The organism is Halomonas sp. SL1, from assembly GCF_003030865.2.
Taxonomy (GTDB): Bacteria; Pseudomonadota; Gammaproteobacteria; order Pseudomonadales; family Halomonadaceae; genus Halomonas; species Halomonas halophila.
In genome coordinates this window covers 98,523-124,428 of the sequence record NZ_PYUQ02000013.1, presented here as the reverse complement: position 1 = coordinate 124,428, position 25,906 = coordinate 98,523, and the positions used below count along the sequence as shown (strand labels likewise).

24 protein-coding genes are annotated in these 25,906 nt (G+C 68.1%); 7 read left to right on the top strand and 17 right to left on the bottom strand.

Features of this window, described 5'->3' with window-relative positions; genetic code table 11:
• On the bottom strand, window positions 1-642 hold the full coding sequence (locus tag C9J49_RS08450; RefSeq protein WP_035598875.1) for a TIGR04211 family SH3 domain-containing protein: 642 nt from the start codon (window positions 640-642) through the stop codon (window positions 1-3).
• A gap of 395 nt (window positions 643-1,037) precedes the next feature.
• Between C9J49_RS08450 and miaB the strand changes: the two genes are divergently transcribed.
• From miaB to lnt, 5 genes are all read left to right on the top strand, one after another.
• Entirely contained in the window at window positions 1,038-2,381 is a 1,344-nt protein-coding gene (gene miaB, locus C9J49_RS08445) for a tRNA (N6-isopentenyl adenosine(37)-C2)-methylthiotransferase MiaB (protein ID WP_046078961.1), read from the top strand.
• 250 nt (window positions 2,382-2,631) lie between these two features.
• Entirely contained in the window at window positions 2,632-3,720 is a 1,089-nt protein-coding gene (locus C9J49_RS08440) for a PhoH family protein (RefSeq protein ID WP_046078960.1), read from the top strand.
• Window positions 3,717-4,229, top strand: a complete 513-nt coding sequence (gene ybeY, locus C9J49_RS08435) for an rRNA maturation RNase YbeY (RefSeq protein WP_046078959.1) — start codon at window positions 3,717-3,719, stop codon at window positions 4,227-4,229. Before C9J49_RS08440 ends, ybeY begins: the two co-directional genes overlap by 4 nt.
• On the top strand, window positions 4,226-5,095 hold the full coding sequence (locus C9J49_RS08430; RefSeq protein ID WP_035598886.1) for an HlyC/CorC family transporter: 870 nt from the start codon (window positions 4,226-4,228) through the stop codon (window positions 5,093-5,095). The genes ybeY and C9J49_RS08430 overlap by 4 nt, the downstream gene beginning before the upstream one ends.
• Window positions 5,096-5,145: 50 nt before the next feature.
• Entirely contained in the window at window positions 5,146-6,603 is a 1,458-nt protein-coding gene (lnt, locus tag C9J49_RS08425; protein WP_107181583.1) for an apolipoprotein N-acyltransferase, read from the top strand.
• 190 nt (window positions 6,604-6,793) lie between these two features.
• Here lnt and phaC read toward each other — a convergent pair whose 3' ends face one another.
• From phaC to prmB, 5 genes are all read right to left on the bottom strand, one after another.
• Window positions 6,794-8,623: a class I poly(R)-hydroxyalkanoic acid synthase gene (phaC, locus tag C9J49_RS08420; protein ID WP_107181582.1), complete on the bottom strand. Its 1,830-nt coding sequence runs from the start codon at window positions 8,621-8,623 to the stop codon at window positions 6,794-6,796.
• 86 nt (window positions 8,624-8,709) lie between these two features.
• Window positions 8,710-9,171 carry a phasin family protein gene (locus tag C9J49_RS08415; protein WP_107181581.1) on the bottom strand — a complete coding sequence of 154 codons (462 nt, stop codon included), beginning with the start codon at window positions 9,169-9,171 and terminating at the stop codon, window positions 8,710-8,712.
• A 132-nt stretch (window positions 9,172-9,303) separates the two neighbouring features.
• Window positions 9,304-9,702, bottom strand: a complete 399-nt coding sequence (locus C9J49_RS08410; protein WP_107181580.1) for a DUF6489 family protein — start codon at window positions 9,700-9,702, stop codon at window positions 9,304-9,306.
• A gap of 55 nt (window positions 9,703-9,757) precedes the next feature.
• The gene (gene aroC / locus C9J49_RS08405) at window positions 9,758-10,843 is read right to left on the bottom strand and encodes a chorismate synthase (RefSeq protein WP_107181579.1); all 1,086 of its coding nucleotides are present in this window, start codon (window positions 10,841-10,843) and stop codon (window positions 9,758-9,760) included.
• A 19-nt stretch (window positions 10,844-10,862) separates the two neighbouring features.
• Window positions 10,863-11,819, bottom strand: a complete 957-nt coding sequence (prmB, locus tag C9J49_RS08400) for a 50S ribosomal protein L3 N(5)-glutamine methyltransferase (protein WP_046078952.1) — start codon at window positions 11,817-11,819, stop codon at window positions 10,863-10,865.
• A 190-nt stretch (window positions 11,820-12,009) separates the two neighbouring features.
• Between prmB and C9J49_RS08395 the strand changes: the two genes are divergently transcribed.
• A complete protein-coding gene (locus tag C9J49_RS08395; RefSeq protein ID WP_107181578.1) occupies window positions 12,010-12,585 on the top strand; it encodes a Smr/MutS family protein in 576 nt (191 codons plus the stop codon).
• Window positions 12,586-12,589: 4 nt separating this feature from the next.
• Here the strand turns inward: C9J49_RS08395 and C9J49_RS08390 are convergent, their stop codons facing one another.
• The 10 genes from C9J49_RS08390 to C9J49_RS08345 form a co-directional block, all read right to left on the bottom strand.
• Window positions 12,590-13,642 carry a patatin-like phospholipase family protein gene (locus C9J49_RS08390; protein WP_046078950.1) on the bottom strand — a complete coding sequence of 351 codons (1,053 nt, stop codon included), beginning with the start codon at window positions 13,640-13,642 and terminating at the stop codon, window positions 12,590-12,592.
• A 13-nt stretch (window positions 13,643-13,655) separates the two neighbouring features.
• Window positions 13,656-14,516 (bottom strand): alpha/beta fold hydrolase, encoded by an 861-nt coding sequence (locus C9J49_RS08385; protein ID WP_107181577.1) that lies wholly within the window; start codon window positions 14,514-14,516, stop codon window positions 13,656-13,658.
• Entirely contained in the window at window positions 14,513-15,328 is an 816-nt protein-coding gene (locus tag C9J49_RS08380; protein ID WP_107181576.1) for an alpha/beta fold hydrolase, read from the bottom strand. Before C9J49_RS08380 ends, C9J49_RS08385 begins: the two co-directional genes overlap by 4 nt.
• Before the next feature lie 248 nt (window positions 15,329-15,576).
• Complete coding sequence (locus C9J49_RS08375; protein ID WP_046078947.1) at window positions 15,577-16,305, bottom strand: FadR/GntR family transcriptional regulator; 729 nt, start codon at window positions 16,303-16,305, stop codon at window positions 15,577-15,579.
• Window positions 16,306-16,419: 114 nt separating this feature from the next.
• The gene (locus C9J49_RS08370; RefSeq protein WP_107181575.1) at window positions 16,420-17,445 is read right to left on the bottom strand and encodes an Ldh family oxidoreductase; all 1,026 of its coding nucleotides are present in this window, start codon (window positions 17,443-17,445) and stop codon (window positions 16,420-16,422) included.
• Between the two features lie 108 nt (window positions 17,446-17,553).
• Entirely contained in the window at window positions 17,554-18,351 is a 798-nt protein-coding gene (locus C9J49_RS08365) for an NAD(P)-dependent oxidoreductase (protein WP_107181574.1), read from the bottom strand.
• Between the two features lie 136 nt (window positions 18,352-18,487).
• On the bottom strand, window positions 18,488-19,630 hold the full coding sequence (locus tag C9J49_RS08360; RefSeq protein ID WP_107181573.1) for a mandelate racemase/muconate lactonizing enzyme family protein: 1,143 nt from the start codon (window positions 19,628-19,630) through the stop codon (window positions 18,488-18,490).
• 28 nt (window positions 19,631-19,658) lie between these two features.
• Entirely contained in the window at window positions 19,659-20,939 is a 1,281-nt protein-coding gene (locus C9J49_RS08355) for a TRAP transporter large permease (protein WP_107181572.1), read from the bottom strand.
• A gap of 3 nt (window positions 20,940-20,942) precedes the next feature.
• Window positions 20,943-21,476: a TRAP transporter small permease gene (locus tag C9J49_RS08350; protein WP_046078942.1), complete on the bottom strand. Its 534-nt coding sequence runs from the start codon at window positions 21,474-21,476 to the stop codon at window positions 20,943-20,945.
• A 62-nt stretch (window positions 21,477-21,538) separates the two neighbouring features.
• Complete coding sequence (locus tag C9J49_RS08345) at window positions 21,539-22,543, bottom strand: TRAP transporter substrate-binding protein (protein ID WP_107181571.1); 1,005 nt, start codon at window positions 22,541-22,543, stop codon at window positions 21,539-21,541.
• 614 nt (window positions 22,544-23,157) lie between these two features.
• On the opposite strand from C9J49_RS08345, the gene C9J49_RS08340 reads away from it, so the two are divergent.
• Window positions 23,158-24,099 (top strand): AEC family transporter, encoded by a 942-nt coding sequence (locus C9J49_RS08340; RefSeq protein ID WP_106489191.1) that lies wholly within the window; start codon window positions 23,158-23,160, stop codon window positions 24,097-24,099.
• Window positions 24,100-24,207: 108 nt separating this feature from the next.
• Here C9J49_RS08340 and C9J49_RS08335 read toward each other — a convergent pair whose 3' ends face one another.
• Entirely contained in the window at window positions 24,208-25,785 is a 1,578-nt protein-coding gene (locus C9J49_RS08335; protein ID WP_107181570.1) for an aldehyde dehydrogenase (NADP(+)), read from the bottom strand.
• Between the last annotated feature and the right edge of the window lie 121 nt (window positions 25,786-25,906).

Genomic DNA, 25,906 nt, shown 5'->3' with positions numbered 1-25,906 from the left:
TCAGAACCAGCGGTCGCGCTTGCGGCGACGACGCGGCAGGTGCGGCACGATCAGGCCCACCAGCAGCCCGGCACCGGCCACCCCGCCGCCGTACATGAAGTAGCGCATCAGCAGGTCTTCCTCTTGGGTATCCAGGCGTGCCTGAAGCTCGCGCACCCGTGCGCCGGCCTCCTCGCTCTCCGAGGCGAGCGCCTGATTGCGCCGCTCGAGTTCGGCGATGCGCTGCTCACGCACGTCGAGGGTCTCGGTGACCGAGGCCATGCGGCTCTCCCAGGTCTCGTTGATGCCGGAGAGCTCCTCGGACAGTTCTTCCACCCGCGCCTCCAGTTCGGGCAGCCGGACCTTGGCGCTGGGCTCGCCCTGCAGGTCGCTCGAGGGCACCCAGACCACGTCGCCGCTCTGGCTGCGCACGCGGCTGTAGTCGCCCTGGGTCTCGAGCAGCTCGACCGGGTCGCCGGCGGTCAGGGTACCGACGATGCGATAGCCGTCGGTGGGGCCGCTGCGCACGAAGGTGGTGAGGTCGCCGGACACCCAGCGTGCATCGGCGTTCTGAGCGTCGTCCTGCTGGGCCTGCACCGGCAGGGCCAGGGCCCCGAGCAGTGCGCCCAGCGTCATCAGTGTCTTGTATCGTTGCATCGTCATGCGTCGTCCTGGCTGTCCAAGGCTCTGTGTCCGCCGCTCGCGGCGATGGCGGTCGTGACCGGACCATCCCTGCCCGGTCCGCCGAGATGAGAGTGCGTCTCCGGATCATCCACAGCATCTGTGGACAAGTGCCGGGAAAACCGCTGGAAACCCGCGGCCAGGCGGCATGGCTGCCGATACGGCAACGTTTCGGTCATTTCCTGACCACCTCGCCGGCGCCTCCGAAGCCGCCAAGGGTACCACAGGCCCGCGCGCCGGGCGTTCCGGCACTCTGGCCCCGTCCCGACTGGGCGCGTATAATCTTCGCTCTCAATCGGACGGCCCTGCCGGCCGCCTCTCCTGCGAACGATTATCCACCGGTGCAACGTCGGGCCCAGGCGCCACGACCTATTCTTATGGCGAAGAAACTCTTCATCAAGACGCATGGCTGCCAGATGAACGAGTACGATTCCGCACGCATGGCGGATCTGCTCGGCGAATCCCACCAGCTGGAGCTCACCGACGACGAGCGCGATGCCGACGTCATCCTGCTCAACACCTGCTCGATCCGCGAGAAGGCCCAGGAGAAGGTCTTCCACCAGCTCGGCCGCTGGAAGAAGCTCAAGGACGCCAACCCGGATCTGGTCATCGGCGTGGGCGGCTGCGTCGCCAGCCAGGAAGGCGAGGCGCTGCGCAAGCGCGCGCCCCAGGTCGACATGGTCTTCGGCCCCCAGACCCTGCACCGGGTGCCGTCGATGCTCGACGCCCGCCAGGACAACCAGATCTCGGTGGTCGACGTGACCTTCCCCGAGGTGGAGAAGTTCGACCACCTGCCCAAGCCGAACTCCGATGGCGCCACCGCCTTCGTCTCGGTGATGGAAGGCTGCTCCAAGTACTGCACCTTCTGCGTGGTGCCCTACACCCGCGGCGAGGAGGTCTCGCGGCCCTTCGAGGCGGTGATGGACGAGGTCATCCACCTGGCCGACCAGGGCGTGCGCGAGATCAACCTGCTGGGCCAGAACGTCAACGCCTACCGCGGCGAGAACCAGCTCGGCGAGGAGATCGACCTGGCCGAACTGATCGCCTGCGTGGCGGCGGTGGAAGGCATCGACCGCATCCGCTTCACCACCTCGCATCCGGTGGAGTTCTCCGACAGCCTGATCGAGGCCTACGGCGAGATCCCGGAGCTGGTCAGCCACCTGCACCTGCCGGTGCAGGCCGGCTCCGACCGCATCCTGGCGGCCATGAAGCGCGGTCACACCGTCGAGGAGTATGTGGACAAGATGGAGCGCATCCGTGCGCTGCGTCCGGACATCAGCTTCTCCTCGGACTTCATCATCGGCTTCCCCGGCGAGACCGAGGAGGACTTCGCGAACACCATGGACCTGATCGGTCGCATCGGCTTCGACGTGTCCTTCAGCTTCGTCTACTCGGCCCGTCCCGGCACCCCGGCGGCCGGCCTCGAGGACGACACCCCGGAAGCGGTCAAGAAGCAGCGCCTGGCGATCCTGCAGGAGCGCATCAACCAGCAGGCCATGCAGATCAGCCGCCGCATGGTGGGCACCACCCAGCGCGTGCTGGTTACCGGCTTCTCGCCGAAGGACCCGGGCCAGCTGTCCGGCCGCACCGAGAACAACCGGGTGGTCAACTTCCGCGCGCCGAACCCCACCGAGCTGATCGGCTACTTCGTCGACGTGGAAATCACCGAGGCGCTGCCCAACTCGCTGCGCGGTGATCTGGCCTCGCCGGAGCGTTTCTGAAGCGGTTAGAGACAACCTGTTCATCCCGCACTCGGGGCTGATCCGGCGACAGGTCTACGAGGAGGCGCTATGAACCCATCCCTGGGCGCTACCGACGCCATCCCTGGCGTAGGACCTCCTCTGCGACCTGTCCCCGGCGCCCCTCGCCGGGGACAACCCACTTCGGCTTCCAGCCAACCCAACATTGCCCCAGTAAGCGCCGGGGCAGTAAGCTGACCCCGACATCCATCAACTCACGGACTCGCCCGTCTTGAGCCAGCCAGCAGCCTCCGCGGCCAACCGCGTCATCACCCTGAATCTCGAGCCCAACGATCCCCAGCGCCTGGCCAACCTCTGCGGCCAGCAGGACGAGCACCTCAAGCTGATCGAGGAACGCCTCGGCGTCACCCTGCGCAACCGGGGCAACGTCTTCCAGCTGGCCGGCCCCGGCCCCCGGGTCAAGGCCGCCTCCAACGTCGTCGAGCACCTCTATCGCGAGACCGAGGCCGGCGAGCTGACCCCGGACACCGTGCACCTCTTCCTGCAGGAATCCGGCCTCGAGGCCCTGGAGGAGGAAGAAGGCGGCAGCGGCGAGGCCGAAGTCCTGCTGCGCACGCCCAAGGCGCTGATCAAGCCCCGCGGGCTCAACCAGCAGAGCTATGTCTCGAGCATCCGCGACCACGACATCAACTTCGGCATCGGCCCGGCCGGCACCGGCAAGACCTACCTGGCCGTCGCCGCCGCAGTGGAAGCGCTGAACCAGCAGCAGGTGCGTCGCATCCTGCTGGTGCGTCCGGCGGTCGAGGCCGGCGAGAAGCTCGGCTTCCTGCCCGGCGACCTGGCGCAGAAGATCGACCCCTACCTGCGCCCGCTCTACGACGCCCTGTACGAGATGATCGGCTTCGAGCAGGTCGCCAAGCTGATCGAGCGCCAGGTGATCGAGATCGCCCCGCTGGCCTACATGCGCGGGCGCACCCTGAACAACGCCTTCATCATCCTCGACGAGAGCCAGAACACCACCCGCGAGCAGATGAAGATGTTCCTGACCCGCATCGGCTTCGGCTCCACCGCGGTGATCACCGGCGACATCACCCAGGTCGACCTGCCCCGCGGCCAGGCCTCCGGGCTGATCCAGGTGCTCGACGTGCTCGACGGCACCCCGGGCATCGGCGTGACCCACTTCGCCGCCAAGGACGTGGTCCGCCACCCGCTGGTACAGCGCATCATCGAGGCCTACGACCAGTTCGAAGCCGAGGAAGAGGCCCAGGCCCGCGCCAAGCGCGAGGCCCGCGAGCAGGAACGCGAAGCCATCCGCCTGGAGCGCCTCGAGCGACAGAACGGCCGCGAGGACGAGGAATGAGCCTGGCCGAGGTCGACCGCCAGCAGGCCATCGACGCCGAGGGCCTGCCCAGTCAGGCCGAGCTCGAGGCCTGGGTGGGCGCCGTGCTGGCCCGCCTGCCCGACGAGACCCGTCAAGAACTGACGGTGCGCTTCGTCGACGCCGACGAGAGTCAGGCGCTCAACCGCGACTACCGCGGCAAGGACAAGCCCACCAACGTGCTGTCCTTCCCCTTCGAGTGCCCGCCGGGCGTGCCGCTGCCGCTGCTCGGCGATCTAGTGATCTGCCACCCGGTGGTGACCGACGAGGCCCGCGATCAGGACAAGGCGCTCGGCGATCACTACGCTCATATGGTGGTTCACGGCACCCTGCATCTGATGGGCTACGACCATATCGAGGACGACGAGGCCGAGGTCATGGAAGCGCTGGAGCGGGACATCCTCGCCGGCCTCGGCATCGGCGACCCCTACCGGGCCTCGGGCCCGCCGCATCGCGATTCCGACCCCGATGACGAGAGAGCCGACGCATGAGCGAAGACCGATCGACCGGCCAGGGCAACAAGTCCTGGTTCGACAAGTTGTTCAGCGCCCTGTCCAGCGACAGCGACGAACCGAGCTCGCGGGACGAGCTGCTGGCCTTTCTGCGCCAGGCGGCGACCCGGCTCAAGCTCGAGCAGGACGCCATGATGATCATCGAGGGCGCCCTGAACATCAGCGATCAACAGGTCCGCGAGGTGCTGATCCCGCGCTCGCAGATCACCGCCATCGGCCTCGACCAGCCCCTCGAGGAATACCTGCCGGTGATCCTCGAGACCGGCCACTCCCGCTATCCGGTGGTCGGCGAGAACCTCGACGAGGTGAAGGGCATCCTGCTGGTCAAGGACCTGCTGCCGCTGCTGCGCCAGGGCCAGGATAACGGCCATCCCTTCCAGCTCGAGGAGGTGCTGCGCCCGGCCATGTTCGTGCCGGAGTCCAAGCGCCTGAACAGCCTGCTCAAGGAATTCCGCGATACCCACAACCACATGGCCGTGGTGGTGGACGAGTATGGCGGCACCGCCGGCATCATCACCATCGAGGACATCCTCGAGGAGATCGTCGGCGACATCGAGGACGAGCACGACACCGACGAGGAAGAGGACATCCGCGCGCTCGGCGAGTCACGCTTCGCGATACGCGCCCTGACCCCCATCGAGGACTTCAACGAGCGCTTCGGCACGCGCTTCTCCGACGAGGAATTCGACACCCTCGGCGGCCTGGTCATGCAGCGTTTCGGCCACCTCCCCGGCCGCGGCGAGCACACCGAGATCGGTGGCTGGCGCTTCACGGTGCTCAACGCCGACAACCGACGCATCCGCCTGCTCGAGGCCGAGCCGGCCTCGGCGTCCGGCGAGGACTGATCCCGCCTCTCACCCTCTTTCCTCTGGCCATCTTCACCAAGGACGGTGCCATGACGCCCTCTCGCCTTCATCGGTTCCTCGGGCCCCTGGCGGCGATCGCCGCCGGCGTGCTCACCACCCTGTCCGCCGCCCCGTTTCAGCTCTGGTGGCTGGCCCCGGTGGCGGCCGGCCTGCTCTACGCCGGGCTGCCATCGCTCAATGCCCGTCAGGCCGCCTGGCGCGGCTGGTGCTACGGGCTCGGCCTGTTCGGCGCCGGTGCCTCCTGGGTCTATGTCTCGATCCACGACTACGGCTACACGGGGGTGCCGCTGGCGCTGGCGCTGACCGTGCTGTTCGTCGCCGCCCTGTCGCTGTTCTTCGCCGTCACCCTGGGCCTCTACCGGCGCCTGTGCGGGCCGCGGCTGTCGGTGCTGACCTTCGCCGGCGCCTGGGTGCTCGGCGAGGCGCTGCGCACCTGGCTGTTCACCGGCTTCCCGTGGCTGCTGCTGGGCAGCGGCCAGGTGGATTCCCCGCTGGCCCCCTGGGCGCCGGTCGGCGGCGTCTATCTGCTGTCGCTGATCGTGGCCCTCACCGGCGCGCTCGGCGTGTCGCTGCTGCGCCGGCGCTGGTGGGCCACCCTGCCGCTGGCCGTGCTGTGGCTCACGCCGCTGGCGCTGCCTGCCCAGTGGACGACGCCCGCCGGCGATCCGCTGCGCGTCGCCCTCCTGCAGGGCAACCTGCCCCAGCTGATCAAGTGGACGCCGGAGGGCCGGCGCCAGGCCGCTAACACCTATCTGTCGCTGACCGCCGAGCTGGACGAGGCCCCGGACCTGGTGATCTGGCCCGAGGCGGCGCTGCCGATGTTCGCCGACCAGGCCCGGCCGATCCTCGAGCGCGCCCAGACCCTGCTGCCGCCGGAGAGCACGCTGCTCACCGGCATTTTGACCCGCGAGGACGGCCGCTACTACAACGGCGTGCTCGACGTCGCCGACGGCGAGCGCTATCTCAAGCGCCATCTGGTGCCGTTCGGCGAGTACCTGCCGCTGGAAAGCCTGCTGCGCGGCGCCATCGCCTTCTTCGACCTGCCGATGCCGGCCATGACCCCCGGGCCGACCCGGCAGGCACCGCTGGTGGCGGCCGGCACCCGCATCGGCAATGCCATCTGCTACGAGATCATCTACGCCGATCTGGTCGCCGAACAGGCCAGGCGCTCGAACGTGATCCTCACGGTCTCCAACGACACCTGGTTCGGCGCCTCCATCGGTCCGCTGCAGCACCTGCAGATGGCTCGCCTGCGGGCGCTGGAGAACGGCCGGCCGGTGATCCGCGCGACCAGCAACGGCGTCACCGCGCTGATCGATGCCCAGGGCCGCGTGACCGAGCGGGCACCGCAGTTCGAGGTCGCCACGCTCACCGGCGAGGTCACGCCGATGGCCGGCCTGACACCTTTCTCGCATATCGGCAGCTGGCCGACCTGGCTGCTCGGCGCGCTGCTGGTGCTGCCGGGGCTGCGACGCCGGAAGTCGTAAGCTGGAAGCTGGAAGCTGGAAGCTGGAAGCTGGAAGCTGGAAGCTGGAACGCAGCGTAAAAAGAACCGCCCCCAGGCAAAGTACCTGGGGGCGGTTTTCTTCCAGCTTCCAGGCGCGAAGCGCCGCTCTTAACTCTTCTGGCGTCAGGCGAAGCCCGGTGCTTCCCGCCGCGAAGCGGCGCTCTTCCCGCTCAGGCCTGGTGCTCGCCCAGCACCTCGGGAATGGTCATCTTCACGTAGCGCCCGGGCGCCGGCTCGAGGATATCCAGCTCGCCGTCGCCGGGCTGGCGGGCCGGCACCATCTTCTCGGCGTCGGCGTAGCCGTTGTCGGTCATCCAGGCCTGCCAGTGCGGCCACCAGGAGCCCTCGTGGGCCTTGGCCCCTTCCAGCCACTCCTCCGGGGTCGGAGGGAGCTCGTCGTTGGTCCAGAAGCCGTACTTGTTCTTGTGCGGCGGGTTGACGATGCCGGCGATATGGCCGGACCCGCCCAGCACGAACGTGACCGGCCCCTTGGGCAGCAGCGCCCCGTGGTAGGTGCTGTTCCACTTGGCGATGTGGTCGTCGCGGGTGGAAACGAAGTAGCTCGGCACCGAGATCTTGCGCAGGTCGATCTTCACGCCATCGAGCTCGATGCCGCCGGGCTCGACCAGGCGGTTCTCGACGTAGAGGTGGCGCAGATACCAGCCGTGGGTCGCCGCCGGCAGGTTGGTGCCGTCGGTGTTCCAGTACAGCAGGTCGAAGGGGGCCGGAACGTCGCCCTTGAGGTAGTTGTTGATGTAGAAGGACCAGAAGAGGTCGTTCTCGCGCAGCAGGTTGAAGGAGTAGGCCATGATCCGGCCGTCCAGGTAACCGTCCCGCTCGAGCTTGGCCTCGATGCCGCTGAGCACCGGCTCGGCGAGGAAGACGCCGATCTCGCCGGGATCGCGAAAGTCCCACAGGCTGGTCATGTAGGTCGCCGACTTGACCTTGCGCCCGCGTCGGGTGCTGGTCAGGTAGGCCACCGTGGAGCCCGCCAGGGTGCCGCCGACGCAGTAGCTCAGCAGGTTGACCGACTTCTCGCCGGTGGCCTGCTCGATCGCCTCCATGGCGCTGATCGGGCCCAGCTGCATGTAGTCGGCCCAGGTCAGGTCGCCCTGCTCGGGGCCGGGGTTGCGCCAGGAGATCAGGAACACGGTGTGCCCCTGGTCCACCAGCCACTTGACCAGCGAGTTGTCCTGGCGCAGGTCGAGGATGTAGTACTTGTTGATCCAGGGCGGCACGATCAACAGCGGCGTCTTGTAGATCTGCTCGGTGCTCGGCGCATACTGGATCAGCTGGATCAGCTCGTTCTCGTACACCACCGAACCGGGCGTCACGGCGATGTTCTCCCCCACCGCGAAGGCGCTGCGGTCGGTCATGGTGACGTTGAGCCCCTCGGCGGAGTTCAGCAGGTCCTGGCGCAGCCGGGCCAGGCCCTCGACTAGGTTCTCGCCGCGGGTCTCGAGGGTGCGACGCATCACCTCGGGATTGGTGGTGACGAAGTTGGTCGGCGCCATGGCGTTGACCAGCTGGCGCGCATAGAAGGCCAGGTTGCGCTTCTGCTCGGCGGAGAGCCCGTCGAGCCGCTCGATCAGCTCCTCGACCCAGCGCGAGAACAGCAGGTACTGCTGCATGATGGCGAGATAGTGAGGATCGGTGGTCCAGGCCTCGTCCTGGAAGCGGCGGTCGCCCCTGGCAGGCATCACCAGCGGCTCCACCGCCTCGCCGGCCAGGGCGCGCATGCCGTTCTGCCACAGCTGGAACTGATCCTGCACCAGGCGTGACTGGGTCTCCCACAGCAGGGTCGGGTCCTGCATCAGCGACTCCGCCCCGGCCTGGAAGGCCTCGCGCATGTGCCCATAGACGGACTGGGCCGCATCGTCCGGCACCATCCGCGGAATCAGGTCCTCCAGGAGGGCCTGGTACTCCTCGCCGATCGCCTGGAACTGGGCTTGCCAGGCCTGCATGTCGGCCTGCGAGAATGCTTCACTCCCTGGCTGCATTGACACCTCCTGTCGCGCTGCCATGAACGCAGGACCACCGCCCCTGGTACCACGAGGCGGTGGCCATCACATGCCGGGTCGAACGGTCAGCTGGCGCTGCCGCCGCTGCGCTTGCGCGTCGCCTGGCTGGTGGACTTGGCCGGCGCCGGCTTCTCGGCGGCTTCGGACTTATCCGCCGTCGGCTTGGCGGCAGCGGCCGGCTTGGCTGCCTCGGCCGCCTGGCCGGATTCGGTGTAGAGCTGCTCGAGCTCGGCCTTGAACTGCAGGCTCATCTCGCCGAGCGTGCGGGCGTCCTCCAGCATCTGCTGAGAGAGCGCGTTCATCATCTCGGCCTGGCGGGTGCCGAAGTCGCGCAGGCTTTCGGCATCGGTGACCTCGGTGGCGTCGCGAAGGCGCTCGGTCCCCATCTGGCTGTAGCGCTTGAGAGACTCCATCTGATACTCGCTGACGCGCTCCATGTTCTGGAGCATCAGGGAATTCAGCTTGCGCATGGGCTCGAAGAACTGGCGAGTCTGTTCGTTGAAGGCATCGAACGTCTTGTCCTGCATGGTCACTCCTCCCGAAGGAATACTGACGAAAGCCGTGCTGCACTGCACAAAGACTAGTCTCGCACGCCTGTCGTTGCAAGCGCATGACAGGCGTCAAGCCCCGCAGGAAAAACGCGCGAGCCACGCGCGTGATCAGCCCTCGCGCTTGCTCCGGGAGCGGGCGCTGGCCGCCGAGGCGCCACCGCCCGAGCCGCCCTCGGCACCACCGCTCGTGTCACCTCCGGCGCTGCCGCCCTCCTCGCCGCCACGGTTTCCCGCGGCGGCCTTGCTGAGCATGTCGAGCATCATCTGCTGGTAGCTGCCGAAACTGGCCAGCCCCTGTGACAACCCCTGCTGGAAGCCGGGCTGCTGGAACATCGACTGCTGCAGGAAGGGCTGCATCAGGCTCATCGGGTCGTAGCCCTCGACGCCGGATTCCATCTGCTTCTGGATGCGCGCCAGCAGGTCCTGCTGGAAGGCCTCCACGTCGGGCAGGCCCAGGGCGCGGCGAAACTCGTCCGGGGTCAGGTCGAACTCGACGTTGATCTTCATATGACCGCCTTGTCGAAGATGGGTGGCTGTGCCGATCAGTGTAGCAGTCGCGGCCTCAGGACAGCCGCGGCGTGCTCACGCTGACGTCGGCGTTCTGGCCGCGATGGCGCAGCAGATGATCCAGCAGGGTCAGGGCCATCATCGCCTCGGCGATCGGCGTGGCGCGAATGCCCACGCAGGGATCGTGGCGCCCCTTGGTGACCACTTCCACCGGATTGCCCTCCAGGTCGATGGACTGCCCCGGCGTGGTGATGCTGGAGGTCGGCTTGAGCGCCAGATGCACAACGATCGCCTGGCCGCTGGAGATGCCGCCCAGCACGCCGCCGGCGTGGTTGGAGAGAAAGCCCTCCGGGGTCATCTCGTCGCGATGCTCGCTGCCGCGGCTAGCCACCGAGGCGAAGCCGTCGCCGATCTCCACGCCCTTGACCGCGTTGATGCTCATCAGCCCGTGGGCCAGCTCGGCGTCCAGTCGGTCGAACACCGGCTCGCCGAGCCCCGGCGGCACGCCTTCGGCGACCACCGAGACCTTGGCGCCCACCGAGTCCTGATCGCGGCGCAGCTGGTCCATGTAGGCCTCGAGTTCCGGCACCCGGTCCGGATCGGGGCAGAAGAAGGGATTCTGCTCGACGGCGTCCCACTGCTTGAAGTCGATGGCGATGGGGCCGAGCTGGCTCATGTAGCCGCGGATGGTGATGCCCTGGCTCGCCAGGTATTTCTTGGCGATGGCCCCGGCCGCCACGCGCATGGCGGTCTCGCGGGCGCTGGAGCGTCCACCGCCGCGATAGTCGCGGATGCCGTACTTGTGCTGGTAGGTGTAGTCGGCGTGGGCCGGGCGGAACTGGTCCTTGATCTTCGAGTAGTCCTTGGAGCGCTGGTCGGTGTTCTCGATCAGCAGGCCGATCGAGGTGCCGGTGGTCACGCCCTCGAAGACGCCGGACAGGATGCGCACCCGGTCCGCTTCCTGGCGCTGGGTGGTGTGACGCGACGAGCCGGGGCGGCGACGGTCGAGATCGCGCTGCAGATCCTCCTCGGTCAGCGGCAGGCCCGGCGGGCAGCCGTCGACGATGGCGCCGAGCGCCGGGCCGTGGCTCTCGCCGAAGGTGGTGACGGTGAACAACTTGCCGAAGGTATTGCCGGACATGGGCGTGCCTCTTGACTGCTCAGCTGAAGGACGCCGCATGGGCGTCGAGTTCCGCGGCGGTGAGGGCGAACACGCCCTGGCCGCCGCGCTCGAATTCCAGCCACAGGAAGGGCACTTCGGGGAAGGCGGCCTCCAGGTGGCGATCGGAGTTGCCGACCTCGACGATCAGCACGCCGTCGTCGGTCAGGTGGTCGCGGGCCTCGCGCAGGATGCGCCGCACGATATCCAGGCCGTCGTCGCCGGCGCCCAGCGCCAGGCCCGGCTCGTGACCGAACTCAGCGGGCATGGTGGCCAGGTCGCGCTCGTCCACGTAGGGCGGGTTGGAGACGATCAGGTCGTAGCGCTCGCCCTCGAGACCGGCGAACAGATCCGACTCGACGGCGCGCACCCGGTCGGCGACGTCATGGCGGGCGATGTTCTGCCGCGCCACGGTCAGCGCCTCGGAGCTGATGTCGGCCAGGTCGACCTCGCAGGTCGGCAGGTACAGGGCGGTGGCCAGGCCGATGCAGCCCGAGCCGGTGCACAGGTCGAGCACCCGGGCCGGTGGCTCCATCGGGAACCAGGCGCCGAAGCCGTGCTCGATCAGCTCGGCGATGGGCGAGCGCGGGATCAGCACCCGCTCGTCGACGCTGAACGGCAGGCCGGCGAAGAAGGCCTCGCCGAGCAGGTAAGGCAGCGGGCGACGGCTGGTGATGCGCTCGCGCACCAGGGCCACGATGCGCGCACGCTCCATGGGCAGCAGCCGCGCCTCCTGCACGCCGGGGTCGACGTTCCACGGCAGGTGCAGGGCGCCGAGCGTCAGCGCCACGGCCTCGTCCCAGGCGGAGTCGGTGCCGTGCCCGTAGTGCAGGCCGGCCAGGTGAAACTCGCTGGCGGTCCAGCGCAGGCAGTCCCTGAGTGTGATCAGCCCCTCGACGAGGGCCTCATCGGTGAGCGTCAGGGTCGAAGCGGACGAGGAAGCGGAAGGTTCGGCCACGAGACATCCTGTGGTTGACGGTGGGGAAATCGGCAAGGCCCTGATTGTACCCGCGGCGGCGGTTCACAGCCACGTCAGGGCCGGTATACTCGGATGGCTCGAGAGGCGCCTGCCCGGCAGAGCATCGCCTCGGACCGTGTCTCCGTCACCTCTTCCACCGCCATCGCCAGCCGACCTCCGAGAGAGCCCCATGAGCCGACGCCGCCACCGCCCCGACGACGACGAGATCAGCGCCTTCCGCCAGGCCCTGAGCGACGCCGGCGTGCGTCCGCTGAGCAGCAACCGTGCCGACCCGGGTCGCCCGCGACGCGCCGACGAGGCCGCCCGGGCGCGGCGCGAGGCCGCTACCTCGGCCGGCGAGGACGCCGCCAGCGGTCGCACCTCCGACGGCCGGGTGGAGGCGGTGCGCCCCTCGGAGTATCTGGATTTCTTCCTGCCGGACATGCCCTATCGCGACCGCCAGCAGCTCAAGCGCGGCCAGATCGCCTGGGAGGCGGGACTCGACCTTCACGGCTACACCCTGGAAGAGGCCCGCGCCGAGCTGGAAACCTTCCTCGCCGATGCCGCCGCCAACCGCGCCCGCTGCGTGCTGGTGGTACATGGCAAGGCCTGGACCGGCCAGGCCGATTACCCGGTGATCAAGAGCCACGTCAACGCCTGGCTGCGCGAATGGCCCAGCGTGCTGGCCTTCTGCTCGGCCACCGAGGCCGACGGCGGCACCGGCGCCGTCTACGTGATGCTGCGTCGTCAGCGCGACGGACGCTGAGGCGCTACGCCTCCTCGCCGGAACCCTCGGCGGAGACCGGCCGCGCTTCCACCACCTCCGGTCCGGACACCCGCCCGAGCCCCTGCTCGCGGCGGTCGAGCGCCTCACGGGCCAGATGCCGCCCAAGCGCGATCAGCGCCTCGGCGCGATGGAATTCGTAGGCGCCGCAGACCGTCTTCGGCACCTCGATCAGCACGTCCGGCGGATAGCCCGCCACCTTGTACTTGGCCAGCGCCGCCTGGGCGATGTCGAAGGAGGCCAGGATCATGTCCAGCCGCCCCCAGGCGCGGCGCCCCGGCTCTGACTCCGCGGCCTCGGCGGGCTCGCCCTCGCTGCCGTTGCCGAACAGCCGCCGGGTGGCCCCGCGCACGCCTTCCATCCAGCCGCCGAAGTCGACCGCGCCCTTGTCCCGCGCCACCTCGCGGGCCTGCTCCTCGGCCGCCTCGTCGGGCGGCAGCAGCGCCTCCAGGGTGACCGGCTGGGAGCTCTGGGCGGTGACGTTGACCGCCATCACCAGGTCGGCGCGGGTGGACACGGTCGGCATGATCGGCAGCGGATTGAGCAGCCCGCCGTCGACCAGCACCTGGTCACCGCGATGGACCGGGGTGATCACCCCGGGCACGGCGATGGAGGCGCGGATCGCCTCGAGCAGCGGGCCGTGCTGGAACCATACCTCGCGCTGACGGATCAGGTCGGTGGCCACCGTGGTCACCGGGATCGACAGGTCCTCCAGGCGGATATCGCCGATCAGCTCGTCGAGCTTGTTCATCACCTTGCTGGCCTTCATGGCCCCCATCGGGCTCCAGGTGACGTCCACCAGCCGCAGCACGTCGAAGTAGTCGAGCCGGCACACCCACTCCTTGTAGCGGTCGAGCTGCCCGGCCGCGTAGACGCCGGCCACCAGCGCGCCCATGGAGCACCCCGACAGCGCCACCACCTCGTAGCCGCGCGCCTCCAGCTCCTCGATCACGCCGATATGGGCATAGCCCCGGGCGCCGCCACTGCCCAGCGTCAGCGAGACGCGCCGCCCCTGTCCGGTCTCCTGCCTCGCCTTCATCGCTCGCCTCCCGTCACGCTTGGCCGGCCACGATCGCCTCGGCCACCGCCGCCACCCGGCCCGGCTCCAGGTGCAGGTGATGCCCGCCCGGCAGCACGCGCCGCTGCAGGTCGACCACCGCGGCGCGGGCCCGCTGCGCCCGTTCCCGCTCGCCGAGGATCCCCGTCTCCCCCTCCACGCAAAGCACCGGGCAGCGGATCGCCGCCAGCATGGCCATGGCCTGCTCGGGCGTGAAACGCACCGGCGACGCCCGCAGCAGGCGCGGGTCGGTGCGCAGGCGCAGATGGCCATCGCCCTCCTCGGCCAGGTTGCGCCTCACCAGCGGGCGGGCGGTCTCGGCGTCGATCGGGGTGACGCCGCCGGCCACCCGGGCCGCCACGGCACTCTCTTCATCAGGATAGCGTGGCGCCCGCGACATCGGCCGCCGATGGGCCCGCAGCCCCTTGCGCAGTTGCCCCGGTGCATCCGAGGCTTCGGTGGTCAGCACCCCAAGCCCGTCAATCAGGCGCAGCGCCGCCACGCGCTCCGGCATGGCGGCGGCCAGCAGGCAGGCCACGCCAGCGCCCATGGAGTGGCCGAGCAGCGTGGTCCGCTCGAGGTTCAGGGCCTCCATGACATCGAGCACATCGTGGCAGTAGTCCCAAAGCGCCACGTCGGCCGCGCCCGGCTGCGGCGACGAATAGCCGTGGCCGGCGAAGTCCAGCGCCACCAGGCGAATGCCCAGGCGCTCGACCAGCAGCGGGCCAAGCCGCGAGAAGCTGGCGGCGTTGTCGAGCCAGCCGTGCAGCGCCAGCCAGGTCGGCGCCGACGCGTCTCCCCAGGCCAGGGCGGCGAGGCGGCCGTCGGCCAGCCGCAGCGCTTCCGGCGCCGTCATGGCGAGGCCTCCAGCATCTCGTCGACCATCGTCGTCAAGGCACGCCGGGTGGCGTCGGGATGCTCCATGGGGAACATGTGGCCACCCGGCACCTCGGCCAGACGCACGCCGCGCCGCTTCAGCCGTCGGCAGCGGTGCGGCGTCAGCAGGTCTGACTCGCCGCCGGCCAGCACGCCCACCGGGACCTGCAGCGTGTCCGGCAGCTCGTCCAGGTGGTCGGGCAGATGGCGGAACACCGCCACCTCGATGTCGGGGTCGAACAGCAGCACCACACGGCCGTCATCCAGGGTGCGGGTACCGCCCTCCACGTAGTCGTCGAGGGCCTGGTCGGTGAAGCGCCGGAACAGCCGACGGCGCCGCAGGTAGTCGCGCATCGCCTGGGGGCTCGACCAGCTGTCGCGTCGGCCGACGGTGCGGCCCGCGGGCGTGAAACGGTCGGTCAGCCCCAGACGCTTGACCGCCTTCATCGCCAGGGCATCGAACCCCAGCATCAGCGGCGGGTCGAGCATCACCACGCAGCGGAAGCGCTCCGGCGCCTGCTCCGCAGCCATGGCCATCAGCACGCCGCCCATGGAATGGCCGACGCCGATCACCGGGGCATCGAATTCGGCCAGGTGCTCGAGCAGTTCGTCGCGCAGGGCCAGCCAGTTGTGGCCAACGGGGAAGTCGGGGTGGTGGCCGAGCCGGTCCAGGGGATGGATGTCGAAGCGCTCGGCCAGCGGCGCCAGCAGGCTGCGGTAGCTCTGGCCCGGGAAGCCGTTGGCATGGGCGAAGACCAGCGGCTGGGGGGCATCGGGGGCGTGTCGGCGCATGGCATCATCCGTGTCGAGGCGCGAGTGGCCATGGCAGGCTAACGAGAATACCATGGGCCGCCAAGTCGTCTTTTGGCCACCCTGCCCAACGGAGCCCCGCGTGAATCCCCACAAGCCGTCCCGCGATACCCGCCTGCGCAACCGCCTGTTCTTCGCCACCGTGATCGCCGCCGTGGTGGTCGGCCTGTGGCTGACCCGCTGACGCGGCACGCCTTCCCCGTCCCACCGAACGCCGCCTCGGGCGCTCCTCAACTCTCGCGATAGCGGGCGTACATCGCCCGGGAACGCTCGAGATGCTGCTGCATCGCCTCGCGCGCCGCCGGGCCGTCCCGGTCGAGGATGGCCTCCAGAATCCGCACGTGCTCCTCGTTCACCCGCTCCAGATAGCGCGCCGTGCCGCGCGGGTCGATATCGCCGCTGAGCAGCTTGGCCCGCGGAATGACACTGTCGCTCAGCGGCTCGTAGAGACGGTCGAAGCAGTCGTTGTGGGTCGCCTTGATGATCGCGTGGTGGAAGGCGAAGTCCTCGCGCCGAGCCTGGGAGTTCGCCGCCTGGGCGGCGATGAACTCGGCGTGACGCGCCTCCAGCCGCCGACGATCCTCCTCGTCGTGCCGCTCGGCAGCCAGCTCGGCGGCCCGCGGCTCCAGGGTCAGCCTCAGCTCCAGCACCTGCAGGATGTCCTCCACGGTCCGCGGGCTGACATGCACCGCCGGACGCGCCTCGGCCGCCTCGTTGCGCAGCACCGTAGTGCCGACCCCACGACGGGTCTCGACCAGCCCCAGCGACTTGAGATGGGTGATCGCCTCCCGAATCACGGTGCGACTGACGCCGAAGGCGTCGCACAGCTCGCTCTCGGTGGGCAGCTTGCTACCCACCGCGACCTCACCGGAGGTGATGCGACGCTCGAGCTGCTCCACGACCGCCTGGGACAGGCTGCCCGTACGTTTGACTCGCTGAACCTCCCACGATCTCGCCATTTCCGAATCCTTTACCGACTGTTTCACCGCATGACCGACATGATACCGACGACAGACACAGGCGCCACCGGCATTCATCATACATCATACCAATAGACCTTCCGCCTCGCCGCCTCAGCCTCGAGCGCCATCCCGCAGCCGGACCAGCTGCTGATGAAGGCCTCGGGGGATCGTCACGCCTTGCTCCCGGCTGCGTCGACGGGCCTCATGACGACGCCGTGACGGAAGCCGAGCGCCCTGCTCCAGCACGCCTGCGAAGAGCGCCTCGGCATGCTGGAGATGACGCGCCGCCTCATCGCCAAGCAGCCTGTGCGGATCGATCACCACGATCAACTCCCCATGCCAGGGCCGTCCGGCCCTCTCCTCGTTGGCCGGCGACGTCTCATGACCCAACAGATCGCCAATCAACGGGCCTGCGAGCAGCTCTATCATGATCGACAACGCCGATCCCTTGTATCCTCCGAACGTCAGCATGGCGCCATTCAGCGCTGCGTCAGGATCGAGGGTGGCGCGCCCTTGCGCATCCAGCGCCCAGCCCTCGGGAATCGTATCGCCGGCCCGACGGTGCAGCTCGATTTCGCCGCGGGCCACCACGCTGGTGGCGAAATCGAAGGTAAAGGGCATCCCATCGGGACGCGGCCATGAAAAAGCGATGGGGTTGGTGCCGAGCAACGGCCTCTGCCCGCCCGCCGGCGCGACGAAGGCATGGCTGGGCGTCATCGCCAGCGCCACCAACCCGGCGTCCGCCAGCGACTCCACCTCGGGCCATAGCGCCGAGAAATGGAAGGCGTTGTTGAGCGCCAGAAGCGCCACGCCGTGCTCGCGGGCCTTGTCGATGAGCGCCGGGCGGGCGCGTTCGAAGGCCAGCAGCGAACAGCCCTGGCCGGCATCGACGCGCACGATGCCGGGCGAGACATCCAGGACGTAGGGCGTCGCATCGGGGCTGACGCCTCCTCGACGCAGCGTCTCGACGCAGTCGATCAGCCGATAGACCCCATGGGAGTGACACTCGTCACGCTGCGCCGCGACGACGCTGCGCGTGATGGCATCGGCATGCGCCTCGTCGAATCCGTGCCGGGTCAACAGCTCCCGACTCAGCGTTTCCAGGGCGCCCAGCGACAGGGTGACGGTCTTGTCCATGACAGCTCCCCCTCTTTGGTTGGTTGACGCCTCATGCGCGGCGCCCGCCCCAGGACAAGTGCCGGCGGTCTGCCGCGTCGATCGGGCGAGGCGCCAGCGAGGCATCGCTCAGTCGTCGGGATGGCCGAGGGTCACGAACTTGCCGCCCTGGTAGACCACCGCCGGGTCGTCGGGCTCGATCTCGCCGGCCTCGGCCTCGACCTCCACGCGCCAGGGTTCGGAGCTGTCGCGGGGCGTCCAGCCGAGGAACGCGGCCTGGCTGTTGTCCCACCAGCGCTCGGCGTTGGCGGAGGCACCATAGACCACCGTGTAGGCCAGCTTCGGGGCGGCGAAGGCGCGCTCGAGCAGGGCGACGAAGTCCTCCACGCTCAGCCAGGTCGCCAGCATTCGGGTGTCCGCCGGCTTGGGAAAGCAGGAGCCGATGCGCACGCTCAGCGTCTCGACGCCGAACTTGTCGTGATAGAGGCTGGCTAGGTCCTCGCCGAAGCACTTGGAGACGCCATACAGGGAGTCGGGACGGTGCGGCACCCGACTGTCGATGCGCGTGGTGCGCGGATAGAAGCCGATCGTATGGTTGGAACTGGCGAACACGATGCGCGGCTTGCCCAGGTCGCGCGCCGCCTCATAGAGGTTGTAGACCCCGATGATGTTCGACTGCAGGACCCCCTCCCAAGGCTTCTCCACCGACACGCCGCCCAGGTGAATCACGCCATCGCAGTCCGCCATCAGCGCCTTGACCGCCTGAGCGTCGGCCAGGTCGCAGGGCACGAGTTCCTCGTGCTCGGCCGCTTCGCCCAGGTCGGCGACGTCCGACAGGCGCACTCGATGAGCCAAGCGCGAGAGATGGGGGCGAATGGCCTTGCCTACGCCGCCGGCGGCGCCGGTGACCAGAATCCGATTCAACATCTGTTACCTCCTTCGCGTTCGAGTCGCTACCGGCCCTCTTGGACACGGAAGCGAATGGAAAAACAGGATCAGCGTCGCTCCGCTGTCAGGCGGAGTCGAAGCCTTGCAGCGCGCCGCGTGCCGGCGGGCAACCCGGTCATGCGCCCTCCTCCACTAGCGCGAACCGCTGCAAGGCATCACGGTCGATGGCGATGCCCAGCCCCGGCCCGTCGGGAATGCGCATGACGCCGTCCCGATGCTCGAGCGGCGCCTCGACCACGGCCTGACGGAAGGGGTTGGTGGTGCGATCGAACTCCATGATCGGCTCGATGGGGCGACGCCGCGGCGGGTTGGGCGGCAGCGCGGCCATGCACTGCAGGCTGGCGGCGATGCAGACCGCCGTGCCCCAGACGTGCGGCACCAGGCGCACGCCGAACATCGCCGCCATGTCGGCCACGCGGCGCATCTCGCTGACGCCACCGACGCCGCAGACGTCGGGCTGGACGATGTCCACCGCCCGGGTCGCCAGCGGCTCGAGCATGGCGTAGCGGCCGTGCCAGTTCTCGCCGCTGGCGACGGGGATCGGCTGGCCCTGGCGCACGGCACGATAGGCCTCAAGCTGCTCGGGCAACACCGGCTCCTCGAACCAGTCGATGCCGAAGCGCTCGGCGCGCTTGCCGACCTCGATCGCCTCCAGCACGTCATAGCCGTGGTTGGCATCGATCATCAGCCGCCGCTCGGGGCCGATGGCCTCGCGCACGGCGGCGATGACGCGCAGGTCCTCCTCGACGTCGAAGCCGATCTTGATCTTGACGCCGTGGAAACCCTCCCGGGCATGGCCGGCCACCTCCTCAGCGACATCCTGCACCCGGTCCACGCCGTCACGGCGGAACGAGCCGGTGGCGTAGGCGCGAATCTCCTCGCGGAAGCGCCCGCCGAGCAGCTCGCTGACCGGCGCACCGTAGCGTTTGCCCTTGATGTCCCACAGCGCGATGTCGATGCCGCTCAGGGCCGTCATGGTCAGGCCGCGCTGCCCCTGGTCGCGCAGACGGTGGTAGAGGTCGAGCCAGAGCTTCTCGGTCTCGAGGGGATCGGCCCCGACCAGGGCGTCGGCATAGAGCCCGACGATGGTGGCGTTGGCCCTGGCCGGTCCCAGGCATTCTCCCCAGCCCACGGTGCCGTCGTCGCAGACGATCTCGACCAGACAGTGCTGGCGCCGCTCGAAGCGCATCGAGGCGCTCTCGAAGGCCTGATCGAGCCGATAATCGAGAACATGCGTCTGCACGCGTTCGATCTTCATCGAGGAATCCTTTCGTGTACGAGAAGCCTTACTGGAAGAAGGACGGCAGCAGCAACGACACCGCCGGCACGTAGGTGACCAGCATGAGCACCGCGAACAGCGCCAGGTAGAAGGGCCAGATGGTGCGGACCGCCTGCTCGATCCGGATCTTGCCGATCACGCTGCCGACGAACAGGCAGGACCCCACCGGCGGAGTGCACAGCCCAAGCCCCAGGTTGATCATCAGAATGATGCCGAACTGAATCGGATCCATGCCGAACTGGGTGGCGACCGGCAGGAAGATCGGCGTACAGATCAGGATCAGCGCCGCCATGTCCATGATCATGCCCAGGCCGAGCAGCAGCAGGTTGAGCATCAGCAGGATCACGTAGGGATTGTCGGAGATCGCCAGCAGCGCGTGGCTCAGCATCTCCGGCACGCTGTACAGCGCCAGCAGGTAGGAAAACGCCGAGGCACAGCCCACCAGAATCATCACCAGCGAGGTCGTGCGCACCGACTGGTAGACAGCCTGCTTGAACGATGCCCAGCGCAGTTCACGATAGACCAGCCCCGTGATCACGATGGCGTAGATGGCCCCGAAGGCGCCGGACTCGGTCACCGTCAGGATGCCGGACAGCACGCCACCGACGATGATCACCGCCGTCAGCAGGCCGGGCAGCGCCGCGGCGAAGCTCACGGCCAGCGCCTGCCAGCCCGGAAAGGCCTCGCCGGCGTAGCCCCGCTTGACGGCCACCACGTAGGCCGCGACGGCCAGGGCCAGGCACATCAGGATGCCGGGGACGATGCCCGCGATGAACAGCTGGGTCACCGAGATGCCGCCACCGGCGGCCACGGCGTAGAGGATCATGTTGTGGCTGGGTGGAATCACCACCCCGGCCACCGAGGAGGTCACGGTGACGTTGACCGCATAGTCGGCATCGTAGCCCTTCTCCTTCATCACCGGCACCAGGATCGAGCCCAAGGCCGAGGTATCGGCGACCGCCGAGCCGGAGATGCCGCCGAACAGCATCGACGACGAGACGTTGACCATGCCGAGCCCGCCACGCATGCGCCCCACCGCCGCCGAGGCCAGCCGTACCAGCCGGTTGGAGATGCCGCCATGAAGCATCAGCTCGCCGGCGAAGATGAAGAAGGGAATCGCCAGCAGCGAGAACACCGAGATGCCGGAGAGAATGCGCTGGAAGCCGACGAACAGAGGGAAGCCTTCATAGAGAAAGGTGACGATCGACGCCAGGCCCACGGCGAAGGCCACCGGCGCGCCGGCGATCAGCCCCAGAAAGAAGACGCCGAAGAGAATCGCGAGTCCCATGGATCACCTCCCGGTAGGCGCGACGAGGCGCTGGACGATGTTGACGGCGGCGAACAGCATCATCAGCCCACCGCTGATGACCAGCGGCAGCGCACGCCAGCTCTCGGAGAGCCCGATCATCGGGATCGGCCGCTGGAGGTTGTCCAGCACCATGATCCCGCCCTGCCAGGCCATGAAGACCCCGAACAGAGCCACGAAGAGATCGGCCACATGGCACATCAGCGCACGAGGCAGGGCCGGCAGCCCGTCGCGAATGAACTCGATGCTGAGGTGGCTCTTGTTGCGCACCCCGGCGGCGGCCCCCAGGCAGGTCACGTAGACCACGATCAGCAGCGACGACTGCTCCACCCAGGTCGGCGTGTCGTTGAGCACGTAGCGGCCGAAGACCAGCCAGCCGAAGGACGCGATCAGAAAGACCAGCAGCACGCCCGACACGACGATGCAGGCGTGGGCGATACCGTCCAGCCCCACATCGATCACCGAACGAGCACCGCCGTCCTCCCCGGCTTCCTGCGTGTGATCAGAGTAAGCGCTCACGTTGTCGGATCCTTTCGGGGAGCCCCGGCCTGACGCCGGGGCCCTCGTGGGAGAGGACAGGATCATTCCTGGGCGGCCTGAACATCCTCGACCAGCGCCTCGAGGTCGGGATGCGAGGCGACGAAGTCGTCGTAGATCGGCTGCATCTCGGCCTGGAACGCCGACTTGTCCGTCACCTCGTTGATCTCCACGCCGTCATCGAGCACCCGCTGGCGGCTGGTCTCGGCCCGCTCTTCCCACAGCCGACGCTGCTCCACGGCCGCGTTCTGCGCCGCTTCACGCACGATGCCCTGATCCTGCTCGGACAGCTCGTCCCAGCTCGACTTCGCCACGCACAGGCATTCCGGCAGGATCAGGTGCTCGGTGAGGGAATAATACTTCGCCACCTCGTAGTGGCCGCTGGACTCGAAGGAGGGGTAGTTGTTCTCGGCGCCGTCGATGACACCGGTCTTGAGCGACTGATAGACCTCGCTGTAGGCCACCGGCGTGGCGTTGCCACCCAGTTCATCGATCATCTGCACGTAGAGGTCATTGTTCATGACTCGGACCTTGAGCCCCTCGACGTCCCCGGGCGTTGTCACCGGATGATCGGTGTTGTAGAGGCTGCGCGCCCCCGAGCCGAACCAGGAGAGAGCCACCAGGTTCTTCTCTTCCAGCGCCTCGGCGAAGCGTTCGCCGATGTCCCCGTCCATCACCCGATACATGTCATCCGGGCTCTGGAAGATGAACGGCAGCGAGAGGATGTTCGTCGCCGGCACGATCGGCCCCATCGGGCCCATGTTGAAGTTGGCGAAATTCAGGGCCCCGTTGCGGGTCTGCTCGATGGCATCGGGCTGAGCGCCCAGTACGCCATTGTGGTACACCTTGGGCTCGATCCTGCCATCGGTGTTCTCCGCCACCTCCTCGGCGAAGCTCTCCAGCGCCATGCTGTTCGGATAGGACGGCGGATGGATGTTCCAACCGCGCCACTGCTCGGCCTGTACCGACATCGAGACGGCCGACGCGATGCCGGCCAGGGCGAACACTTTCAGGGTTCTGCTGGTCTTGATGATCTTGTTGGTCAGCATGGCAAACTCCTCGAGTGCAGGATGAGATAGCGTATTGTGGTTTTTTGTCTTGCCGTCGCCGGACGACATGCAACAGCTTCATCGGCTGTTCTGTTGCTTCCTGACAGATCCCCTCCAGCAAGATGCGCCGTCAGAAACATGCGCCATGCGCCGGTGATCGAACCCAATGCCGAGGGCACTGGGCAGGAAGCCATCTGGCCATTGAGGATTCCACTCAGGGTGTGGCGAAGCGGCCTCTCCCGACGACATTCACCGATGACAACGCCGAGATACCGGCTTGATTCATCAAGTTTAAAGAGGCCCTTTTTATTACGATTCTTCACGAAACCGAGAGGGAAACACTCCAAGTAATACATAATATGAATGACAAGCTAGTCGGGGCGCATATGACTGACAAGCGTTTCCAAGGTCATTTATACCAAAGTGCTAAAAGACAGCTTCGACTCCGAAACGACGCAAAACAGCATCCTTCTCTGACGATTCGAACATGATCCTCAATCGATCAGACACTTGCCGCCCCTTCTTATGTAATACATCATACAAATAAGACACATAAATAACGCCCGCAAAGCTCTGGCCGGCGTATCAAAAGCAAACAGGGAGGAAACAGCAAGATGGGCGACGTTCTACACGGGACACTGGAAGTCAGCCTCCCCGTTTTCGCCATGGTGTTCATCGGCGCACTCCTGAAACGCCTGGGCTGGATCGATCAGGCCTTCGTGAATACCGCCTCGAGCCTGGTGTTCAAGGCCACCATGCCGACGCTATTGTTCCTGAGCATCCTGCGCGCGGAGCCGGGCCGCACGCTCAACCTCGAACTGGTCGGCTTTTACCTGGGCATCTCGACCCTGGCCTTTGGGCTGATATGGCTATGGGCACTCCCCCGCTGCCGGCACGAGGACCGTGGCGTCTTCGTCCAGGGCGCCTTCCGCGGCAACTGCGGCATCGTCGGCCTGGCGCTGGCGGCGAGCATGTACGGCGATCTCGGCCTGTCCCTCGGCGGCCTCATGGCCGGCGCCATCATCGTGCTCAATCTGGTGCTGTCCGCGATCGTGCTGGCGGTCTACAGCCCCACCATCAGCTCGCATCCGCTCGCCATTCTCAAGGATGTCGCCACCAACCCCCTCATCCTCGGCATCCTGGCAGCACTCCCCCTCACCTATATGCGTGTGGAACTGCCGGCCTGGCTGATGACCTCGGGCGACTACCTGGCCTCACTGTCGCTGCCGTTGGCGCTGATCTGCATCGGCGGCGGCCTCAGCGTGTCCGCCATCAAGCAGAGCAGCGCACTGTCCCTCGAAGCCAGCCTGTGGAAGGTCCTGCTGATGCCGGCTCTCGGCGTCCTGCTGGCCCTGCCGATGGGCTTTCGTGGCCCCGAACTCGGCATCCTCTTCCTGTTCCTGGGCAGCCCCAGTGCCGCCGTGGCCTACGTCATGGCCCGTGGCGCCGGCGCCAATGCGGAGCTGGCCGCCAGCATCATCGTGGTCAGCACCCTGATCAGCCTCTTCACCATCAGCACGGGCGTCTTCGCGCTAAAGGCTCTCGGGCTCGTCTGACCCTCTGTATCTGGGCCTCATGTCAGTCAGCGGTACGGCACCGGCCTACAAAAAAGGCGGCCCGAGGGCCGCCAAGAAACTACTGCTTGCCAATCAGAGTGATGCGACTCAGGCCTCGCGCTGGCCGTCGACCAGGCGGCTGACGCCGGCCGGGTTGCCGTCCTGGATCGCCTCGGGCAGCAGGCCCTGGGGCAGGTTCTGGTAGCACACCGGGCGCAGGAAGCGATGGATCGCCGCGCTGCCCACCGAGGTGGTGCGGGCGTCGGAGGTGGCCGGGTACGGGCCGCCGTGGACCATGGCGTGGCACACCTCGACGCCGGTGGGCCAGCCGTTGGCCATCACCCGGCCGGCGCGACGCTCGAGGGTCGGCAGCAGCGCGCGGGCCGCGTCCAGGTCGGCGTCGTCCATCTGCAGGGTGGCGGTGAGCTGGCCTTCCAGCGATTCGGCCACGCGCTTGACCTCGTCCAGGTCGGCGCACTCGACCACCAGCGAGGTGGCGCCGAAGACCTCGGCCTGCAGCGCTTCGTCGCTCATGAAGTCCTCGGCGGAGGCCACGAACAGCCCGGTCTGGCAGGCGTTGGGGCCCTCGCCGGCGTTGCCGCGGGCGATCTCGCGGGCCTTGCTGCTGGCGACCAGGCCGTCGACGCCCTGCACGTAGGCGTCATGGATGCCCGGGGTCAGCATGGTCTGGGCCGCGGAGCCCTTCACCGCCTCGGCGGCGGACGCCACGAAGGCATCCAGCGCCTCGCCCTTGACGGCGATCACCAGGCCGGGATTGGTGCAGAACTGGCCGGCGCCCATGTTCAGCGAGCCGACGAAGGCCTCGCCCAGCGCCTGGCCACGCGCCTGGAGCGCTTCCGGCAGCAGGAACACCGGGTTGATGGAGCTCATCTCGGCGTAGACCGGGATCGGCTCGGGGCGCTCCTGGGCGGCCTGCATCAGCGCGGTGCCGCCGCCGCGGGAGCCGGTGAAGCCCACGGCCTTGATGCGCGCGTCGCGCACCAGTGCCTGGCCGACCTCGCGGCCGGAGCCGTAGAGCAGCGAGAACACGCCCTCGGGCAGCTCGCATTTGGCCACGGCGCGCTGCACGGCGCGGCCGACCAGCTCGGAGGTGCCGGGGTGGGCGGAGTGGGCCTTGACCACCACCGGGCAGCCGGCGGCCAGCGCCGAGGCGGTGTCGCCGCCGGCCACGGAGAACGCCAGCGGGAAGTTGGAGGCGCCGAACACGGCCACCGGACCCAGGGCGATGTGGCGCTGGCGCAGGTCGACGCGGGGCATCGGCTGACGCTCCGGCAGCGCCGGATCGAGGCGCACGTCGAGCCACTCGCCGGCGCGCACGACCTTGGCGAACAGGCGCAGCTGGCCGCAGGTGCGGCCGCGCTCGCCTTCCAGGCGGGCCCGCGGCAGGCCGGACTCGGCCATGGCGCGAGTGATCAGCTCATCGCCGATGGCCTCGATCTCGTCGGCCACGGTCTCGAGGAACGCGGCGCGGGCCTCGAGGCCGGTCTCGCGGTAGGCATCGAAGGCGGCCCAGGCCAGCTCGCAGGCGCGCTCGACCTCGGCCTGGCCACCCCCGGGATAGACCGGGGACAGGGTCTCGCCGGTGGCGGGATCGACGGCCTGGATCGCCTTGCCGTCGCTGAGCACGGCCTGCTGGCCGATCAGTTGCTTGCCTTCCAGGGTCATGCGGCTTCTCCTGTCGTAGGGCGCCGGATCGGCGCCGTTCGGGTCAGACGGGGCGACATCCGTCGCCACGCCGTCTAGCAGTATAAAACGTTAGCATGCTAAATCGACATGCCATACCATC

Coding starts and splice junctions, on each gene's coding strand:
- C9J49_RS08335 (WP_107181570.1), bottom strand. CDS start 25,785: ATGACCCTGGAAGGCAAGCAACTGATCGGCCAGCAGGCCGTGCTCAGC.
- lnt (WP_107181583.1), top strand. CDS start 5,146: ATGACGCCCTCTCGCCTTCATCGGTTCCTCGGGCCCCTGGCGGCGATC.
- phaC (WP_107181582.1), bottom strand. CDS start 8,623: ATGCAGCCAGGGAGTGAAGCATTCTCGCAGGCCGACATGCAGGCCTGG.
- miaB (WP_046078961.1), top strand. CDS start 1,038: ATGGCGAAGAAACTCTTCATCAAGACGCATGGCTGCCAGATGAACGAG.
- aroC (WP_107181579.1), bottom strand. CDS start 10,843: ATGTCCGGCAATACCTTCGGCAAGTTGTTCACCGTCACCACCTTCGGC.
- C9J49_RS08390 (WP_046078950.1), bottom strand. CDS start 13,642: ATGAAGGCGAGGCAGGAGACCGGACAGGGGCGGCGCGTCTCGCTGACG.
- C9J49_RS08415 (WP_107181581.1), bottom strand. CDS start 9,171: ATGCAGGACAAGACGTTCGATGCCTTCAACGAACAGACTCGCCAGTTC.
- C9J49_RS08360 (WP_107181573.1), bottom strand. CDS start 19,630: ATGAAGATCGAACGCGTGCAGACGCATGTTCTCGATTATCGGCTCGAT.
- C9J49_RS08380 (WP_107181576.1), bottom strand. CDS start 15,328: ATGCGCCGACACGCCCCCGATGCCCCCCAGCCGCTGGTCTTCGCCCAT.
- C9J49_RS08345 (WP_107181571.1), bottom strand. CDS start 22,543: ATGCTGACCAACAAGATCATCAAGACCAGCAGAACCCTGAAAGTGTTC.
- C9J49_RS08365 (WP_107181574.1), bottom strand. CDS start 18,351: ATGTTGAATCGGATTCTGGTCACCGGCGCCGCCGGCGGCGTAGGCAAG.
- C9J49_RS08355 (WP_107181572.1), bottom strand. CDS start 20,939: ATGGGACTCGCGATTCTCTTCGGCGTCTTCTTTCTGGGGCTGATCGCC.
- C9J49_RS08430 (WP_035598886.1), top strand. CDS start 4,226: ATGAGCGAAGACCGATCGACCGGCCAGGGCAACAAGTCCTGGTTCGAC.
- C9J49_RS08370 (WP_107181575.1), bottom strand. CDS start 17,445: ATGGACAAGACCGTCACCCTGTCGCTGGGCGCCCTGGAAACGCTGAGT.
- C9J49_RS08340 (WP_106489191.1), top strand. CDS start 23,158: ATGGGCGACGTTCTACACGGGACACTGGAAGTCAGCCTCCCCGTTTTC.
- C9J49_RS08410 (WP_107181580.1), bottom strand. CDS start 9,702: ATGAAGATCAACGTCGAGTTCGACCTGACCCCGGACGAGTTTCGCCGC.
- C9J49_RS08375 (WP_046078947.1), bottom strand. CDS start 16,305: ATGGCGAGATCGTGGGAGGTTCAGCGAGTCAAACGTACGGGCAGCCTG.
- C9J49_RS08395 (WP_107181578.1), top strand. CDS start 12,010: ATGAGCCGACGCCGCCACCGCCCCGACGACGACGAGATCAGCGCCTTC.
- ybeY (WP_046078959.1), top strand. CDS start 3,717: ATGAGCCTGGCCGAGGTCGACCGCCAGCAGGCCATCGACGCCGAGGGC.
- C9J49_RS08450 (WP_035598875.1), bottom strand. CDS start 642: ATGACGATGCAACGATACAAGACACTGATGACGCTGGGCGCACTGCTC.
- C9J49_RS08385 (WP_107181577.1), bottom strand. CDS start 14,516: ATGACGGCGCCGGAAGCGCTGCGGCTGGCCGACGGCCGCCTCGCCGCC.